At 63.4% G+C, this 15,958-nt stretch carries 17 protein-coding genes; 9 read left to right on the forward strand and 8 right to left on the reverse strand.

Annotated features, from left to right (window positions below):
• Positions 1 to 32: 32 nt before the first annotated feature.
• The 4 genes from ACX80T_RS06945 (at position 33) to ACX80T_RS06960 (ending at position 3,340) form a co-directional block, all read left to right on the forward strand.
• Positions 33 to 815: an amino acid ABC transporter ATP-binding protein gene (locus ACX80T_RS06945; protein WP_459304066.1), complete on the forward strand. Its 783-nt coding sequence runs from the start codon at positions 33 to 35 to the stop codon at positions 813 to 815.
• A 44-nt stretch (positions 816 to 859) separates the two neighbouring features.
• Positions 860 to 1,705 carry a glutamate ABC transporter substrate-binding protein gene (locus ACX80T_RS06950; RefSeq protein ID WP_019481641.1) on the forward strand — a complete coding sequence of 282 codons (846 nt, stop codon included), beginning with the start codon at positions 860 to 862 and terminating at the stop codon, positions 1,703 to 1,705.
• A gap of 97 nt (positions 1,706 to 1,802) precedes the next feature.
• The gene (locus tag ACX80T_RS06955) at positions 1,803 to 2,477 is read left to right on the forward strand and encodes an amino acid ABC transporter permease (protein WP_019481640.1); all 675 of its coding nucleotides are present in this window, start codon (positions 1,803 to 1,805) and stop codon (positions 2,475 to 2,477) included.
• A complete protein-coding gene (locus tag ACX80T_RS06960; protein WP_019481639.1) occupies positions 2,474 to 3,340 on the forward strand; it encodes an amino acid ABC transporter permease in 867 nt (288 codons plus the stop codon). Before ACX80T_RS06955 ends, ACX80T_RS06960 begins: the two co-directional genes overlap by 4 nt.
• 94 nt (positions 3,341 to 3,434) lie before the next feature.
• On the opposite strand, the gene dapE is transcribed toward ACX80T_RS06960, so the two are convergent.
• Positions 3,435 to 4,526 carry a succinyl-diaminopimelate desuccinylase gene (dapE, locus tag ACX80T_RS06965; RefSeq protein ID WP_116778682.1) on the reverse strand — a complete coding sequence of 364 codons (1,092 nt, stop codon included), beginning with the start codon at positions 4,524 to 4,526 and terminating at the stop codon, positions 3,435 to 3,437.
• 33 nt (positions 4,527 to 4,559) lie between these two features.
• Between dapE and dapD the strand changes: the two genes are divergently transcribed.
• Entirely contained in the window at positions 4,560 to 5,522 is a 963-nt protein-coding gene (gene dapD / locus ACX80T_RS06970; RefSeq protein WP_459304067.1) for a 2,3,4,5-tetrahydropyridine-2,6-dicarboxylate N-succinyltransferase, read from the forward strand.
• A 45-nt stretch (positions 5,523 to 5,567) separates the two neighbouring features.
• The gene (locus ACX80T_RS06975) at positions 5,568 to 6,401 is read left to right on the forward strand and encodes a hypothetical protein (RefSeq protein WP_459304142.1); all 834 of its coding nucleotides are present in this window, start codon (positions 5,568 to 5,570) and stop codon (positions 6,399 to 6,401) included.
• An 8-nt stretch (positions 6,402 to 6,409) separates the two neighbouring features.
• On the opposite strand, the gene ACX80T_RS06980 is transcribed toward ACX80T_RS06975, so the two are convergent.
• Complete coding sequence (locus ACX80T_RS06980; RefSeq protein WP_019481635.1) at positions 6,410 to 7,012, reverse strand: hypothetical protein; 603 nt, start codon at positions 7,010 to 7,012, stop codon at positions 6,410 to 6,412.
• 141 nt (positions 7,013 to 7,153) lie between these two features.
• Here ACX80T_RS06980 and galE point away from each other — a divergent pair, with 141 nt between their 5' ends.
• Positions 7,154 to 8,170: a UDP-glucose 4-epimerase GalE gene (gene galE / locus ACX80T_RS06985; protein ID WP_459304068.1), complete on the forward strand. Its 1,017-nt coding sequence runs from the start codon at positions 7,154 to 7,156 to the stop codon at positions 8,168 to 8,170.
• Between the two features lie 84 nt (positions 8,171 to 8,254).
• Here galE and ACX80T_RS06990 read toward each other — a convergent pair whose 3' ends face one another.
• The 3 genes from ACX80T_RS06990 to fdxA all read right to left on the reverse strand — a co-directional run bounded on the left by ACX80T_RS06990 (position 8,255) and on the right by fdxA (position 11,157).
• Entirely contained in the window at positions 8,255 to 9,538 is a 1,284-nt protein-coding gene (locus tag ACX80T_RS06990) for a citrate synthase (protein WP_019481633.1), read from the reverse strand.
• 132 nt (positions 9,539 to 9,670) lie between these two features.
• Complete coding sequence (gene dapC / locus ACX80T_RS06995) at positions 9,671 to 10,834, reverse strand: succinyldiaminopimelate transaminase (protein WP_459304069.1); 1,164 nt, start codon at positions 10,832 to 10,834, stop codon at positions 9,671 to 9,673.
• Positions 10,831 to 11,157: a ferredoxin gene (fdxA, locus tag ACX80T_RS07000; protein WP_459304070.1), complete on the reverse strand. Its 327-nt coding sequence runs from the start codon at positions 11,155 to 11,157 to the stop codon at positions 10,831 to 10,833. Before fdxA ends, dapC begins: the two co-directional genes overlap by 4 nt.
• 131 nt (positions 11,158 to 11,288) lie before the next feature.
• On the opposite strand from fdxA, the gene ACX80T_RS07005 reads away from it, so the two are divergent.
• A complete protein-coding gene (locus ACX80T_RS07005) occupies positions 11,289 to 11,519 on the forward strand; it encodes a putative acetyltransferase (RefSeq protein ID WP_459304071.1) in 231 nt (76 codons plus the stop codon).
• 84 nt (positions 11,520 to 11,603) lie between these two features.
• On the opposite strand, the gene ACX80T_RS07010 is transcribed toward ACX80T_RS07005, so the two are convergent.
• A complete protein-coding gene (locus ACX80T_RS07010) occupies positions 11,604 to 12,872 on the reverse strand; it encodes an MFS transporter (protein WP_243400582.1) in 1,269 nt (422 codons plus the stop codon).
• A gap of 67 nt (positions 12,873 to 12,939) precedes the next feature.
• Between ACX80T_RS07010 and ACX80T_RS07015 the strand changes: the two genes are divergently transcribed.
• The gene (locus tag ACX80T_RS07015; protein ID WP_116778676.1) at positions 12,940 to 13,434 is read left to right on the forward strand and encodes an ArsR/SmtB family transcription factor; all 495 of its coding nucleotides are present in this window, start codon (positions 12,940 to 12,942) and stop codon (positions 13,432 to 13,434) included.
• A 10-nt stretch (positions 13,435 to 13,444) separates the two neighbouring features.
• Here ACX80T_RS07015 and ACX80T_RS07020 read toward each other — a convergent pair whose 3' ends face one another.
• Positions 13,445 to 13,975: a hypothetical protein gene (locus ACX80T_RS07020; RefSeq protein WP_459304072.1), complete on the reverse strand. Its 531-nt coding sequence runs from the start codon at positions 13,973 to 13,975 to the stop codon at positions 13,445 to 13,447.
• 12 nt (positions 13,976 to 13,987) lie between these two features.
• Positions 13,988 to 15,904, reverse strand: coding sequence for a translational GTPase TypA (gene typA, locus ACX80T_RS07025; RefSeq protein WP_116778674.1), 1,917 nt, complete (start codon positions 15,902 to 15,904; stop codon positions 13,988 to 13,990).
• Positions 15,905 to 15,958 lie beyond the last annotated feature (54 nt).

Here is a 15,958-nt window from a genome sequence, read left to right on the forward strand (position 1 = left end):
CCAGCGGGCATTCGTTCGCTACATTCATCTCTATGACCAGTGATTTCGAAGCGAACTCGCCCGCTGCACCATCATCTGAGACGCCGCTCGTGCTGCTGAAGAACGTCAACAAGCACTACGGCGAACTCCATGTGCTGCAGAACATCAACCTCGAGGTGGCCCGCGGTGAGGTGGTGGTAGTGATCGGACCGTCCGGTTCCGGTAAATCAACCCTCTGCCGTGCCATCAACCGGCTGGAAACCATCGACGACGGAGAGATCCGGATCGACGGCGTTGAACTGCCTGCCGAGGGCAAGGCGCTTGCAAAACTCCGCGCCGACGTCGGGATGGTGTTCCAGTCCTTCAACCTGTTTGCCCACAAATCCATCCTCGAAAATGTGACGTTGGGGCCGATCAAGGTCAAAGGCATGAAAAGTGCCGAGGCCAAGGAGCTGGCCATGTCCCTGCTGAAGCGGGTAGGGGTTGATAACCAGGCCCAGAAACTGCCAGCGCAGCTTTCCGGCGGTCAGCAGCAACGTGTGGCGATTGCCCGTGCGCTTGCCATGCAGCCGAAGGTGATGCTGTTTGACGAACCCACCTCCGCGCTTGACCCCGAAATGATCAACGAGGTCCTCGACGCGATGGTCACCCTGGCCAAGGAGGGTATGACCATGATCGTGGTGACCCACGAAATGGGCTTCGCCCGCAAGGCAGCGGACCGGGTGATCTTCATGGACGGCGGCCAGATCGTCGAGGAGGCCACCCCCGAAGAGTTCTTCACCAACCCCCAGAGCAACCGAGCCAAAGACTTCCTCGGCAAGATCCTGGCGCATTAGCCCCACAAATTTTCATCAAGTCAGACGAAACGCAAGGAGAAATCATGCGCAAGACCCGTTACGCAGCAGCCGCCATGGCAGCTGTAGCAGCACTCACCCTTTCCGCCTGTGGCGGCGGGGACGAGGGTGGCGACGACACCGCGACAGATGCAGGCTCCGACAGCATCCGCATCGGCATCAAGTTCGACCAGCCGGGCCTGGGCTTCGATGAAGGCGGCGAGTACTCCGGCTTCGACGTCGACGTTGCCAAATATGTGGCCACCGAGCTCGGTTACTCCGAGGACCAGATCGAATGGGTCGAGGCTCCTTCGGCCAACCGCGAGAATCTGCTCTCCACCGAAGAGGTGGACATGATTTTCGCTACCTATTCCATTACTGACGAGCGCAAGGAAACCGTCGACTTCGCCGGACCGTACTTCGTTGCCGGCCAGGACCTCCTGGTCCGCGCAGACGACGAGGAAATCACCGGGCCAGAGTCGCTGACCGGCAAGAACCTTTGCTCGGTTGCCGGTTCCACCTCGGCTGCTCGTATCAACGAAGAGTTCGGCGCCGATGCCAACCTGGTTGAGCAGCCCGGCTACGCCGAGTGTGTCTCGCTGATGGGCGGCGGCCAGATCGACGCCGTCACCACCGATGACATCATCCTGGCCGGCCTCGCCGCGCAGGAAGCCAATGCCGGCCAGTTCAAGGTGGTGGGCAACCCGTTCTCCGAGGAGAACTATGGAGTTGGCCTCACCAAGGGCAGCGACCTGTGTGAAGATGTCAACGCCGCCATCGTCAAGATGATCGACGAGGGTGCCTGGGAAGAAGCCATCACGAACAACACCGAGGGCGCTGACTACACCTTCAACGACGAGCTGAACCCACCAGAGCCTGACGCCTGCGCCTAAGCTCGAGCCGTTTTTTTGCCTTGGTGGGGTAGCTTCGCGGCTGCCTCACCAAGGCTTTTCAACTTTACGGTTTTCAACACCACGGAAGAGGTGAACCATGGATAACTTCCTATCGCTCTTTGAGACGTACGACGTCGCTGGAGCGTTCTGGGTCAATATCCAGCTGACGTTTTGGGCCGCTATCTGGTCATTTATCCTGGGAACTATCCTTGCGCTCATGCGCATCTCGCCGATCGCCAGCCTGCAGTGGTTCGGCGCGGCGTATGTGAATATCTTCCGGAACACACCGCTCACGGTGATCATTGCCTTCGGTGTCCTCGGGCTGTGGGGACAACTGAATGTGGTCCTGGCCGAGGATTTCCAGGTGAATTTCCTCCGCCTGGCCATCCTGGGCTTGAGCATCTACCACGCGGCCTTCGTTTGTGAAGCGATCCGCAGCGGTGTCAACACCGTTCCCCTCGGCCAGGCAGAGGCCGCCCGCGCTATTGGGCTAAGCTTCCTGCCGGCCGCCCGCCTGATCATTCTGCCGCAGGCGCTCCGTGGTGCAGTTGCACCGCTGGGTAACGTCCTCATTGCCCTGACCAAGAACTCGACTGTCGCGTTCGCTGGATCGGTGATCGAGTCCTCAAACCTGATGAAGGAAATGATCGAGTTCAGGGGTGACCTGGTGATTCCCATCTTCTTTATCTTCGCCATGGGCTTCGTGATCATCGTTGTCCCCATCGGCCTTCTTACTACCTGGTTGTCAAGGAAACTGGCGGTGGCACGATGAGCGCTCAACAGGTTCTATTCGATGCACCGGGACCGAAGGGCAAGCGCCGCATCCTTCTTGGCAATATCGCTGGCGTGCTGCTGGTGCTGGGCCTCTTAGGCTACGTAGTAGTAGCTCTGGCCGCCCAGGGCCAGTTCGAAGCCGCCAAGTGGACGCCCTTCCTCGAGTGGCGGACCTGGGAGTTCTTCATTCTCCCGGGCCTGCTCAGCACCCTGAAGGCCGCGGCGGTCGCAGTGGTCACCTCGATCGCGTTTGGGCTGCTGTTCGGGATCGGCCGACTATCCCATATCGCACCGGTCCGCTGGGTTGCTGGTCTCGTCGTCGAATTTCTCCGTGCGGTACCCGTCCTGCTGATGATGATCTTCCTGTGGCTTGCCCTGGCTCAGGTTGGTTTCATCGATGATCCGATCTTTGTGGCAGTTGTGACGGCACTGACCCTGTACAACGGGTCGGTGATCGCCGAACTGGTCCGATCCGGAGTACATGGCCTTCCCAAGGGCCAGCGCGAAGCGGCGATGGCCATCGGTATGACCCCGGGCAAGTCCCTGCGGAGCATCGAGATTCCCCAGGCGCTGGTCGCGATGCTGCCAGCCATGGTCAGCCAGTTCGTCGTCATCCTCAAGGACTCCGCACTGGGCTACATCATCGGCTACGCGGAACTCCTCCAGTTCTCCCGCCGCCTCGGCGTCGGTGAAGGCAACCTGCTGCAGTCCCTCCTGATTGCTGCCTTCATCTTCATCTTGATCAACTTCGCCCTCTCCTCGGCAGCCAACAAGCTCTCCACGCTGCTGAGCTTCAGGACAGGTCGCAAGGTCAAGCAGACCGAGGATCCGGAACTGGCTGCAGCGGCCCCCGTGCCCTAGCCAGGATCGACGCGGACATGAAAGTGCGGCTACACCTCAGGGTGTAGCCGCACTCTTTTGTCCAATGGCTGCCTGAGCCCGCCGTCTGGGTGGGCTAGCCCAGCCAGGTCTTCAGCGCCCTCAGGCACTCGCGGATCTCGTCGGCGCTGACGTGCTCGTTATCCGAGTGCGCCAGCAGCGGATCACCCGGCCCGAAGTTCACGGCCGGGATGCCCAACTCGCTGAAGCGGGCGACGTCGGTCCAGCCGTACTTCGGTTTGGGCTCGGCACCCACGGCCGCCACGAAGTCTGCTGCCGCAGGATGGTGCAGCCCGGGGCGGGCGCCGGCGGCAGCGTCGGTGCGTTCGACGTCGTAGCCCTCCAGCACCGCCCGGACGTAAGCCTCGGCGTCGTCGGGCGACTTATCCGGCGCAAACCGGTAGTTCACCTCAACCACTGTCCGGTCGGGGATGACGTTCCCAGCCGTGCCGCCCTTGATCATCACCGCGTTAAGGCTCTCCCGGTAGGCGAGACCATCCACGTCAACGGTGAGTGGTTCGTGGTCGCGAAGCCGGGTCAGGATGTCGCCAGCCGCATGGATGGCGTTCTCCCCCATCCAGGCACGTGCCGAGTGCGCTGCCCGGCCGGTGGTGGTGACATTGAAGCGGGCGGTGCCGTTGCAGCCGCCCTCGACGGTACCGTCCGTGGGTTCCAGCAACACTGCGAAATCGGCGGTCAACCAGTCAGGGAACCTGGTCACCAGCCTGCCAAGCCCACTCAACGACGCATCGACTTCCTCGTGGTCGTAAAACACGTAGGTAATGTCGCGGGCGGGTTCGGTCAGCGCTGCGGCGAGCGCCAACTGGACCGCCACCCCGCCCTTCATATCGGTGGCACCCCTGCCGTAAAGCACTTCGCCGTCCCAGGTGCTGGGGACGGTTCCCCGGGAGCCGGGAACACCTGGAAGGGGCACGGTGTCCAGATGGCCGGCGAGGATGACCCGTTCGGCACGGCCCAGTGAGGTCCGCGCGATGATTGAGTCGCCGTCGCGCACCAGCTCCAGATGAGGGCAGGCCTGCAAGGCGGTTTCGACGGCGTCGGCGAGGGTCCGCTCATTGCCGGAGACACTCTCAATGTCGAGGAGAGAGGCGGTCAGAGCTGCAACATCGGCAGAAAGGTCAAGGGCTGCGGGGAGGTTAGCGGTCATTGATCCAGCCTATCGCTCGGTAGACTTGAGGCCATGACTGAACGAGCCACATCCCCCACGCCAGCAACCGATCCAGGCCCCCGCTCAGCCCACGGACTGGGTCTGGCGACCTTCGCCGCCAACCGCACCGTCCTTGATGTGTGGTTTCCCCGCCCCGAACTCGGCGACACATCGCAGGAGGATCTCAGAAGCTCTCTCGACGCCCTGGCCGGGAACGATGACCTGCGCGGCACCAGCCAGGAAGTCATTGCGGCGCACGCCGACCTGGATTCGGCACCGACCGACGCGGCGGACGCATATCTTCGCCTGCACCTTCTGTCCCACCGGCTTGCAGCGCCCAACACCGTCAACCTCGACGGCGTGTTTGGGCTGCTGGCCAACGTGGTGTGGACCAACTTCGGGCCCTGCCCCGTCGAAGACTTCGAAAGCACCCGCCTCCGGCTGCGGACCCGCGGCACGGTAGTGGTCTACGGCGTGGACAAGTTCCCCCGCATGGTCGACTACGTACTGCCCGCCGGGGTACGGATTGCCGACGCCGACCGGGTGCGGCTTGGCGCACACCTGGCCGTTGGTACCACCGTCATGCATGAGGGCTTCGTCAACTTCAATGCGGGCACCCTCGGCCAGTCGATGGTCGAAGGACGCATTTCCGCCGGAGTGGTGGTGGGCAACGGTTCGGACATCGGTGGCGGCGCATCCATCATGGGCACACTCTCCGGGGGCGGCAAGGAACGGGTGGCGATCGGCGAACGGTGCCTTCTCGGCGCTCAAGCCGGCATCGGGATTTCCCTCGGCGACGACTGCGTCGTCGAAGCCGGCCTGTACATTACTGCTGGCACCAAGGTCACCCTCCCGGACGGGCGAGTGGTCAAGGCCGCCGAGCTCTCCGGTGAGTCCTTCCTGCTGTTCCTCCGCAACTCGGCGACCGGCGTCGTCGAGGCACGTCCGCGCAGCGGCCACGGGATCGCCTTGAACTCAGTGCTGCACGCCAACTAGGGACCCGTGGCTTACACGAAAGCCGAAGCGCGTCGCCGTCGTCGGGTGAAGACGACGCTTGTTCTCGTCGTGCTGCTGGCGGTGCTGTCCGGTGGCATCTATCTGGCCGTCAACCAGGTGAACACGTCGGAAGTCCTGGTGCGGGAGCGCTGCACCGCCGTCGTCGGCGACGATACCTACGAACTTGGCCTCGAACAGGCCGAGAATGCCTCGCTGATCGCCGCTGTCGCCGTCACCCGTGGGCTGCCGGCGCGGGCCGCTTCCATTGCGCTCGCGACGGCGGTCCAGGAGTCGGGGCTCCGCAACCTGGACTACGGTGACCAGGCCGGACCGGATTCGCGCGGGCTCTTCCAGCAGCGACCATCGCAGGGCTGGGGCACCGACGCCGAGGTACAGGATCCCCTCTACGCGGCCGGGGCGTTCTACGACGCGCTCGTGCTGGTACCCGGCTACGAGGCCCTGCCCATCACCGAGGCGGCGCAGGCCGTGCAACGCAGCGCCCTGCCGGATGCCTACGCCGATCACGAGGCGGAGGGGCGCGCTTTTGCGTCGGCCTTGACCGGCAACTCCCCTGCCTCCCTGAACTGTGTCTTGCGGGGCACCGACCAGGTGGGCGATCCGGCCGCTGTGCAGGCGGCCGCCGAACAGGTTTTCGGCCCCCTCGAAACGTCACTGAACGACGACGGGGCGCTCAGTTTCGCTGCTTCCGGAACCCAGGGCTGGGCAACCGCGCAATGGGCGGTCGCAAACGCCAAGGCGCTGCACATCGAAGCGGTGTCCTATGGTGGTCTGCAATGGACCAGGTCAACTCACGGCTGGGAAGCCGCTGAAACAACGACTGGGCTGATTGTCGTCAAGCTGGCCTTGGCGGACGCCTGACCGGGGTCCTAGGCGAGCAGTTCCACGACCGGCCGAACGTAGCTAGTGAAGGCTAGTGCGTCGTCGGAGAGGTCCTGGCTCATGAGAAGCGTTGCTGGCTCAACGAACCAGGCACGCGGTTCGCTGAGCGGAAGCTCGACCACCTGCAAGGTAAACGCCCGGGAGCTCCGGCCCAACTCCAGTTCCCGCTCCTCGACCAGCTGCTCGAACGGGTCTCTCCGCCGAACCTTTCCCCTCCGGTGTTTCAGCGCGGCATACTCTGCCCTCCGCTCGCGTGACCAGTCGATCGCCGCACCATAGTGGGCTTGAGCCAGCAGCTGAAGGGCGGGCAGGGACGCCAGCTCCGGAAAATGCGGTGCCGTCGCCTCGGCGTCGAAACAGTCCGCAACCAGCTGACGCCACCACGTCTCCCATTCAATCCGGAGCACCGTCAGGCCCCCGGCGTCGTGCACCAGTTGGCTGGGGTCTACCCGATGCACCGAGGGGACCAGCTCGGACACCACCGGGACCCCGACAGCGTCCAACCCAGCGCAGTCCCTCAAATACAGGGAGAACAGCATTACCGGCGACGTGTCAACAACAATGTGCCACCCATGACCACCCGCGGTCATCAACCAATCATCCTTTCTGGGGCGAATCCTCCGGCCTCCCCGGCAGAGACTCGACCTATTGAATCCAAGGGTAGACCGAACGCCCGCGACCCTCTACCCGTGAAGACCACCGATATCCCAGTAACAAACTAGGCTGGAAGCATGAAAATTCTTGTTACCGGCGGCAGCGGCTACATCGGCTCGCATACGACGCTCGCCCTCCTTGAAGCTGGCCACCAGGTGGTGGTTGTCGACAATCTCATGAACTCCTCTGAGACCGCCCTTGACCGGGTCAGGGAACTGAGTGCGAAGGCTCTTACCTTCCACAAAGTGGATCTCCTCGACGAGGCAGCACTCACGGCGGTTTTCGACGCAGAAGCTGTTGATGCTGTAATCCACTTCGCTGGTTTGAAGGCGGTGGGCGAGTCAGTGGCCAAGCCGCTGCATTACTATCACAACAACGTCGGCGGAACGCTGAATCTGCTACGGGTCATGGATGCAGCACAGGTAAGGACACTGGTTTTCAGCTCTTCCGCCACCGTCTACGGCGCTTCGGAAGAGGTTCCGCTGATCGAGAAAATGCCGCTTGACGCGGTCAATCCCTATGGCCGCACCAAGGAACAAATCGAGGACATCCTCTCGGATCTCGGTGCCGCCGATGGCCGCTGGAACATCGCTTTGCTGAGGTATTTCAACCCGGTCGGGGCCCACGAATCCGGGCTGATTGGGGAGGACCCCACTGGCATTCCCAATAACCTGTTGCCCTTCGTGGCCCAGGTGGCAGTGGGGCGCCGGGAGAAAGTGATGGTTTTCGGCAACGATTACCCCACCCCCGATGGCACGGGCATCCGCGACTACATTCACGTGGTGGACCTGGCAGCCGGGCACCTGGCGGCGCTGGATTATCTGACCACCCACGCCGGGGTGCACCGCTGGAACCTGGGCACCGGCAACGGGTCATCGGTGCTTGAGGTACTTGCGGCCTTTTCCGCTGCTGCCGGGCATGAGATCCCCTACGAATTCGCGGCCCGGCGGCCCGGCGACGCGGCGGTCAGCTATGCCGACCCGTCAGCCGCACTGGCGGATCTCGGCTGGTCGGCCCACCGCTCCCTGCAGCAGATGTGCGAGGACCATTGGCGCTGGCAAAAACACAATCCCCAGGGCTACTCGGACCAGTAGTCGCCCGGCGGCTTCCCCGCGTTAACCGCGACGGCCGGTCACCTGCGAAGGTGACCGGCCGTCGTCGTAAGCGGTAGGTGCGGGCTACCTTGCGGGGTAGTTGCGCGCTGCTTCGCCCGTGTAGAGCTGGCGGGGGCGACCAATCTTGGTTTGCGGGTCCTGCATCATTTCACGCCACTGGGCGATCCACCCCGGCAACCGGCCGATCGCGAACAAGACGGTGAACATCTTTTCCGGGAAGCCCATCGCCTTGTAGATCAGGCCGGTGTAGAAGTCTACGTTCGGGTACAGCTTGCGTTCGATGAAGTAGTCATCGGCCAGGGCCTTCTCCTCAAGGCGCATCGCGATGTCGAGCAGTTCGTCATTGCCGCCGAGTTTGCCGAGAATGTCGTGGGCGGTGGCCTTCACGATGGTGGCGCGCGGGTCGTAATTCTTGTAGACGCGGTGCCCGAAGCCCATCAGCTTCACGCCGTCTTCCTTGTTCTTGACCTTTTCCATGAAGTCTTCGGGCTTCATGCCCTTGCCCTGGATATCGCGGAGCATGTTCAGTACGGCTTCATTGGCCCCGCCGTGCAGCGGGCCGAAGAGCGCGTTGATACCGGCAGACACCGAGGCGAACATGTTGGCGTGCGAGCTGCCAACCAGGCGAACCGTTGAGGTGGAGCAGTTCTGCTCGTGGTCGGCGTGCAGGATCAGCAGCAGGTCGAGGGCCTTGACCATCATCGGGTCCAGGTCATACGGTTCCGCGGGCAGCCCGAAGGAGAGCCTGAGGAAGTTCTCGACCAGGTTCATCGAGTTGTCCGGGTACAGCATCGGCTGGCCGATTGACTTCTTGTGTGCGTAGGCGGCGATGACCGGCAGCTTCGCCATCAGGCGGAAGGTGGAGAGCTCCACCTGTTCGTCGTCGAACGGGTCGAGGGAGTCCTGGTAGAACGTGGATAGCGCCGAGACGGCCGAGGACAGCACCGGCATGGGGTGCGCGTCGCGGGGGAAGCCGCCGAAGAAACCCTTGAGTTCCTCATGAAGGAGCGTGTGCCGGCGGATGCGGTCGTCGAAGGCGGCCAGTTCGGTGGGGGTCGGCAGGTTCCCGTAGATCAGCAGGTAGGAAACCTCAAGGAAGCTGGAGTGCTGGGCCAGCTGGTCGATTGGGTATCCGCGGTAGCGCAGGATGCCCTGGTCGCCGTCAATGTAGGTGATAGCCGAGGTGGTGGCCGCGGTGTTCATGAAGCCCGGGTCGTAGGTGACGGCGCCGGTCTGCTTGAGCAGCTTCGACACGTCATAGCCATTGTTGCCTTCAGCAGCATTGACCATCGGGAGGCTGAGTTTCCCTCCGTCATAGTGCAACGATGCACCGTTTTGCTCGGTCATTGAACTCTCCTCTAGGAGTGGTGGCATGCATTGGCTTGCGACACCTTCGCACATTCAACTAAAACGCTACCGGTAGGGACACCCGGAGCGCTAATCGGCGATCCCGTTCGCCGAACGCTGCATCTACTGGGCTTACTGGGCCTGCTGGGCCGCGGACAGCCTTTGGACTGCCGCATCGATGGCCTGGTCGGAGCCGGTCAGCGCGACCCGGATGAATCCTTGGCCAGCATCACCGTAAAAAGTACCCGGCCCGACGATGATCCCCAGCCTGGCGAACCGTTCCACAGTGGTCCAGGTGTCTTCGCCCGCGGTAGCCCACAGGTACAGGCCCGCCACCGAATCCTCGAGCCGCAGTCCGAAGCCCTCCAGCGCGGGGATCAGCTGGTCCCGACGTCGCCGGTACAGGTCCTTCTGGGCTTGCACGTGCTCGTCGTCGTTAAGTGCGGCGCGCATGGCTTCCTGGACCGGGAACGGCACGATCATCCCGGCGTGTTTGCGGGAGTTGACCATGTTGGCAATCAGGTCAGGATCCCCAGCAGTGAACGCGGCCCGGTAGCCGGCCATGTTGGATTGCTTGCTCAACGAGTAGACGGCGAGCAGGTTGCTGTGGCTTCCCCCATTGACGCGGGCGTCCAGCACACTGGGGACCGGTTCGCCGCCCCTGGCGCTATCCCAGTCGCCCCAGCCGAGTTCCGCGTAGCACTCGTCGGAGGCGACGACGGCGCCCAGCGCGCGTGCTTCGGTCACGACGTGTGCGAGGTCGGTGGCCGAGAGGACGCGACCCGTCGGGTTGGCGGGCGAGTTGACCCACACCAGCCGGACACGCGCCCTGGTCTCCTCATCAAGGGTGGACAGGTCATCGGCGGCGACTGCCGTGGCACCCGCAAGTTCCGCACCGATGTCATAGGTGGGGTACGCGACTGTCGGGCGGACGACGACGTCGCCCTCGCCCAGCCCGAGCAACGTTGGCAGCCAGGCGACGAGTTCCTTGGACCCGACCGTCGGCAGGACATCCAACGGATCGAGCCCGTCAACGCCACGGCGGCGGGCGAACCAGTTGCTAACCGCGGACCTGAGCTCGTCAGTGCCGTGGGTGGTGGGATATCCCGGGGCGTCGGCCGCAGCGGTCAACGCCGCCTGGATGACCGCCGGGGTTGGATCGACTGGCGTTCCGATGGACAGGTTCACAGCCCCACCGGTGTGCTGCTTCGCCAGAGTCACGTACGGTGCCATGGCGTCCCAGGGGTAGTCAGGGAGCGCGATCCCGAACTGTCGGCCGCCGTCGTGGGTGGTCATGCGCCCTGGATCTGGGGCGGGAGGGCCGCGATGATCGGGTGGTCCTTGCCAATGTTGCCCAGCTTCGCGGCGCCGCCGGGTGAGCCAATGTCGTCGAAGAACTCGACGTTGGCTTTGTAGTACTCGGCCCACTGCTCGGGGGTGTCATCCTCGTAGTAGATGGCTTCCACAGGGCAGACCGGCTCGCATGCGCCGCAGTCGACGCACTCATCCGGATGGATATAGAGGGACCGTTCGCCTTCGTAGATGCAATCTACTGGGCATTCCTCGATGCAGGCCTTGTCCTTCAAATCCACGCACGGCTGTGCGATTACGTAGGTCACTTCCCACGCCTTTCCAGTTGGGGCTGTCGTTCCGGTTCCAGCTTAACGCAATGGCCCGGTGCAGCCGCATCGTGTGCTCGTTCAGCCCTATGAGCCCCACCACTACCAACGCTGCCCACTACGCTGATCACATGGACTCCCCCGCACGCCACCTGCTCACACTTCCCGTGGGGACCCGCGTCGTGGTCAGGTATCGCCTTGACGATGGGCTCACCGACGCGCTCGGGGAGCTGGTTCGGATCGATGAGCAGACCTGTACCGTGCGGACCAGGCGCCACGGCGACGTCGTCGTACCCCTCGAGCTGGTAACCGCCGCCAAGCCTGTGCCTCCCCCACCCCCGCGGCGGCCTCGACGCTTCTAGGCCCAGCCGGTCAGCACTTCTGCCCACTACATGCGGGTGATTTCCCCCTGGCAGCACCCCATCACTGGACTTCAACGATGCGGGCTACTGAGCAACCTTGTCGGGGAGCTTCTTCATACCCCAGAAGCCCCCGCCCAGCACGGGAATGGTCGCCACGAGGGTCCCCGCCACCCCGATCCACATTGTCGGGAGGATCCCGAGCTGCTCGCCCAGCACTCCCGCGAGGAGGCCAGCGATCGGCATGACCCCCCACACCACAAACCTGATGGACGCGTTCATCCTGCCGAGCAGCCTCGGGGGACAGACCCGCTGGCGCATGCTGACCTGCATGATGTTGTAGGCCAGGACGCAAAAGGTCATCCCAGCCTCCCCCACAATGAGCAGAGCCAACGCGGTAGGCTTCGACGGCGCGAGTGCAGCCAGCGGCACCAGCATCAGGAAGGCGCTGCTGGCCAGGGACGCGAGCGGGATCACGGTCCCCTCACCGATCCGTGCCGCAATCCAGGGGGTTGCAAGGGCGCCCGCCAGCCCGCCCACCGCAGCGACCGAAAGGATCAGGCCGAGCGCTGCCGCCCCCAGGTCGAGGTCCCGCAGGATCAGCAGGGGCAGCAGGGTGAAGAGCAGCGACGCGAAAAAGTTGACGCCGGCAGTGCAGGCCGCGACGCGCCGGATCAGCGGATGCCGCCAGACGAAGGAAAGCCCCTCCTTGATTTCGACGGCAAGCGGACGCCGGTCCGCAACTGGCGAACGCTGCTCCTCGTCCCGGGTCCGGAGCAGGAACACGGCCGACAGCAGATAGCCAGCTGACTGACCGACGACCAGCAGCGGCGCACTGAGCAGCTGCAATAGCCCGCCGCCCAGTGCGGGCCCACCCAGCCTGGAAATCTGGGCGGTCGACTCGAGCTTCGAGTTGGCACTGGGCACCTGGTCGCCTGCCACCAGCACGGGAACGTAGCTTTGGTAGGCGACATCGAAAAACACGGTTGCGATGCCGACGACGCCGGCCACCAGGCAGAGGTGCCAGATGGTAAGCGAATCCACCCACCAGAGCAGGGGGATCGCGAGCATCGCGACCATCCGCACCAGATCCGCCCCGATCATGACCCGGCGTTTGAGCCAGCGGTCAACCCAGGCTCCGGCGGGTAGCCCGACGAGCAGGAACGCTGCCGTGCCGCTGGCATTGAGCACACCGACTTCAAACTCGGAGGCACCCAAAAGCAGAACAGCGATGACCGGGAGGGCAAGATGCCCGAGTTGGGTTCCCAGCTGGCTGATGGCTTGTCCGGCCCAGAAATTGAGAAAGTTCCGATCGCGAAGCAGGGACGGCGGCGGGGATTCGGTCTGGGTGGTCACCGTCACAGTCTGCGTGCAGTGATTGACTACTGTCAATCACTGGGTCGGCCTGACGTATCATTTAGGAATGGATACTGATGAGGATGTGCAGGCCCGCGGCCGAGCGCTCAGCTCCCCCGTTAGGCTCAGAATCCTCCGGCTGTGCCTTCATAAGGGCAGAACCAACAAGGAAATCGCTGAGCTCCTCGACCTTAATCCGGCGACCGCACTGCACCACGTACGGACCCTCCTGGCAACCGGGTTCCTGACGGCCGAGGAAACCCGCACCGGCAACCGCGGCGCCAAGGAAATTCCCTACCGGGCGACCGGACTGTCATGGCGAAGCAGGATTCCTAATGCTGCGCCGGTGCTGGTAGAAACTTTCCTGCAGGAGATTGACGGGCTGAATCCGTCGGAGATTGATGTCTGGCGGCTTGGTGTCCGTTTGAACGAAACAAACCGCTCCGAGATGATGCGCAGGATCCGCGAGATCCTAGAGGAATACGCAATCCGCGATTCAGACACCGACGGCACCGCCACGTCCATCATGTTGGCCCATCATCTGGACCGCAGCGCGGACTAGCCGACACGGCCTAGACCGGACGGATAGCTCGCCGGGGCCGCAGCACCCACCAGGACACCATCGAAGCGGCGACCGTGACGACCGCCAGGCCAAACACCCAGATGCTTCCCGCGACCGCAGACGGCAAGAGTGGTTCCATCCCCAAGTCAGTCAGCACCAGCGGCTGATCCTCGCTGGCGGCAAACAATCCCACCACCAGGTAAGCGACTCCACCCACCACCGGGGCAAAATATACATTGCGAGCCCACAGCGCCACGAAAACGGCGACACTCCCTGCCAGCAGCACTGCCGCGGCCGCGCCCACCGGAAGGGTGAGGCCGTCAAAGTCCCACTGCTGGCCATGGAGGGCGGTTCCCAGGACTGCCACAGCAAGCCCCAAAGCGAGCGAAACGAGAAACGCCCACCACAGGGGAATTACCTGGTGGTGGGCGTTTCCACGGGCGGGGCGATCCCCCACCGCGGTGCCCATTGGCTGGCTGACGACGACGACGGCTGGGCGCCGGTCGTCGTCGTCAGTCAGTGCCGATGAGCGATCCTGCAAAACGGTCGAAGGCTAGACGCGGGCGCGTGAACGAGCCGCGCGCATCCGCTCGTTGGCATCGAGGATCAGCTTGCGGATCCGGATCGACTCCGGAGTCACCTCAACACACTCGTCTTCGCGGGCGAACTCCAACGACTCTTCAAGGGTCAGCTTGCGGGGAGGGGTGAGGTTCTCGAAGGTATCCGATGAGGCTGCACGCATGTTGGTGAGCTTCTTTTCCTTGGTGATGTTCACGTCCATGTCATCGGCGCGTGAGTTCTCGCCAACGATCATGCCCTGGTACACCTCGGAGGTGGGCTCCACGAAGAAGGAGCCGCGTTCCTGCAGGTTGATCATGGCGAACGGGGTAACGACTCCGGCGCGGTCAGCGATCATCGAGCCGTTGGTGCGGTACTCGATGTCCCCGGCCCAGGGCTCGTAACCCTCGGAGTAGGAAGCAGCGATACCGGCGCCGCGGGTGTCCGTGAGGAACTTGGTACGGAACCCAATCAGGCCACGGGCGGGGACGATGAATTCCATCCGGACCCAACCGGTGCCGTGGTTGGACATGTTGGTCATGCGGCCCTTGCGGGTCGCGAGGATCTGGGTCACTGCGCCCAGGTACTCCTCGGGTACGTCGATGGTCATGTGCTCCATCGGCTCGTGCACCTTGCCGTCGACCATCCGGGTCACAACCTGAGGCTTGCCGACCGTCAGTTCGAAACCTTCACGACGCATCTGCTCGACGAGGATAGCGAGTGCAAGCTCGCCACGGCCCTGTACTTCCCAGGCGTCGGGACGCTCTGTGGGAAGAACCTTCAGGGAAACGTTACCGATCAGTTCACGGTCCAGGCGATCCTTCACCTGGCGCGCGGTCACCTTGGCGCCCTTGACCCGGCCGGCGAGCGGCGAGGTGTTGATACCGATGGTGACCGAGATGGCCGGGTCATCGACGGTGATCAGGGGCAGCGGCTGGGGGTTGTCAATGTCGGTCAGGGTCTCACCGATGGTGATGTCCTCGATGCCGGCGACGGCGACGATCTCGCCCGGTCCGGCGGAATCGGTAGGCACGCGATCGAGGGCGCGGGTGGCCAGCAGCTCGGTGATCTTGACTGACTTCAGCTCACCGTTCTGACGGGCCCAGGCGACGGTCTGTCCCTTACGCAGGGTGCCGTTGAAGATACGCAGCAGGGCGAGACGGCCCAGGAACGGGGATGCGTCGAGGTTGGTAACGTGCGCCTGCAGCACACCGTCCGGGTTGTACCGGGGCGCTGGGATGTGATCGATGATGGTCTTGAACAGTGGCTCAAGGTTGTCATTCGACGGAACCGTGCCGTCAGCCGGCTGCTCGAGTGAGGCTGCGCCTTCACGGGCTGCCGCGTAGACGACTGGCACGTTGAGAACCGAGTCGAGGTCCAGGTCCGGAACTTCGTCGGCGAGGTCCGAGGCAAGGCCCAGGAGGAGGTCCATTGATTCGCTGACCACTTCATCGATCCGCGAGTCGGGACGGTCAGTCTTGTTGACCAGCAGTACCACTGGGAGCTTCGCGGCGAGGGCCTTACGCAGCACGAAACGGGTCTGGGGCAGTGGGCCTTCAGAGGCATCCACCAGCAGGACAACGCCGTCGACCATTGACAGCCCGCGTTCCACCTCGCCACCGAAGTCGGCGTGGCCCGGGGTGTCGATCACGTTGATGGTGATGGTCTCGCCATTGGCAGAGGGCCCGTCGTAGAACACGGTGGTGTTCTTGGCCAGGATGGTGATGCCTTTTTCGCGCTCGAGGTCACCGGAGTCCATGACCCGGTCTGCCACGTCGCCGTGGGCTGCGAAGGAATTGGTCTGCCGGAGCATGGCATCAACCAAGGTGGTCTTTCCGTGGTCAACGTGGGCCACGATGGCAACGTTGCGGAGGTCGCTGCGAACAGCTGTGTTGCCTGTGGTTTCAGACATGCGTAATGACTCAATTCAGTAATCTTGAGGGGAATCTAGCGTTATGAGGACGGC

It is taken from the genome of Arthrobacter sp. Sr33 (assembly GCF_054511195.1).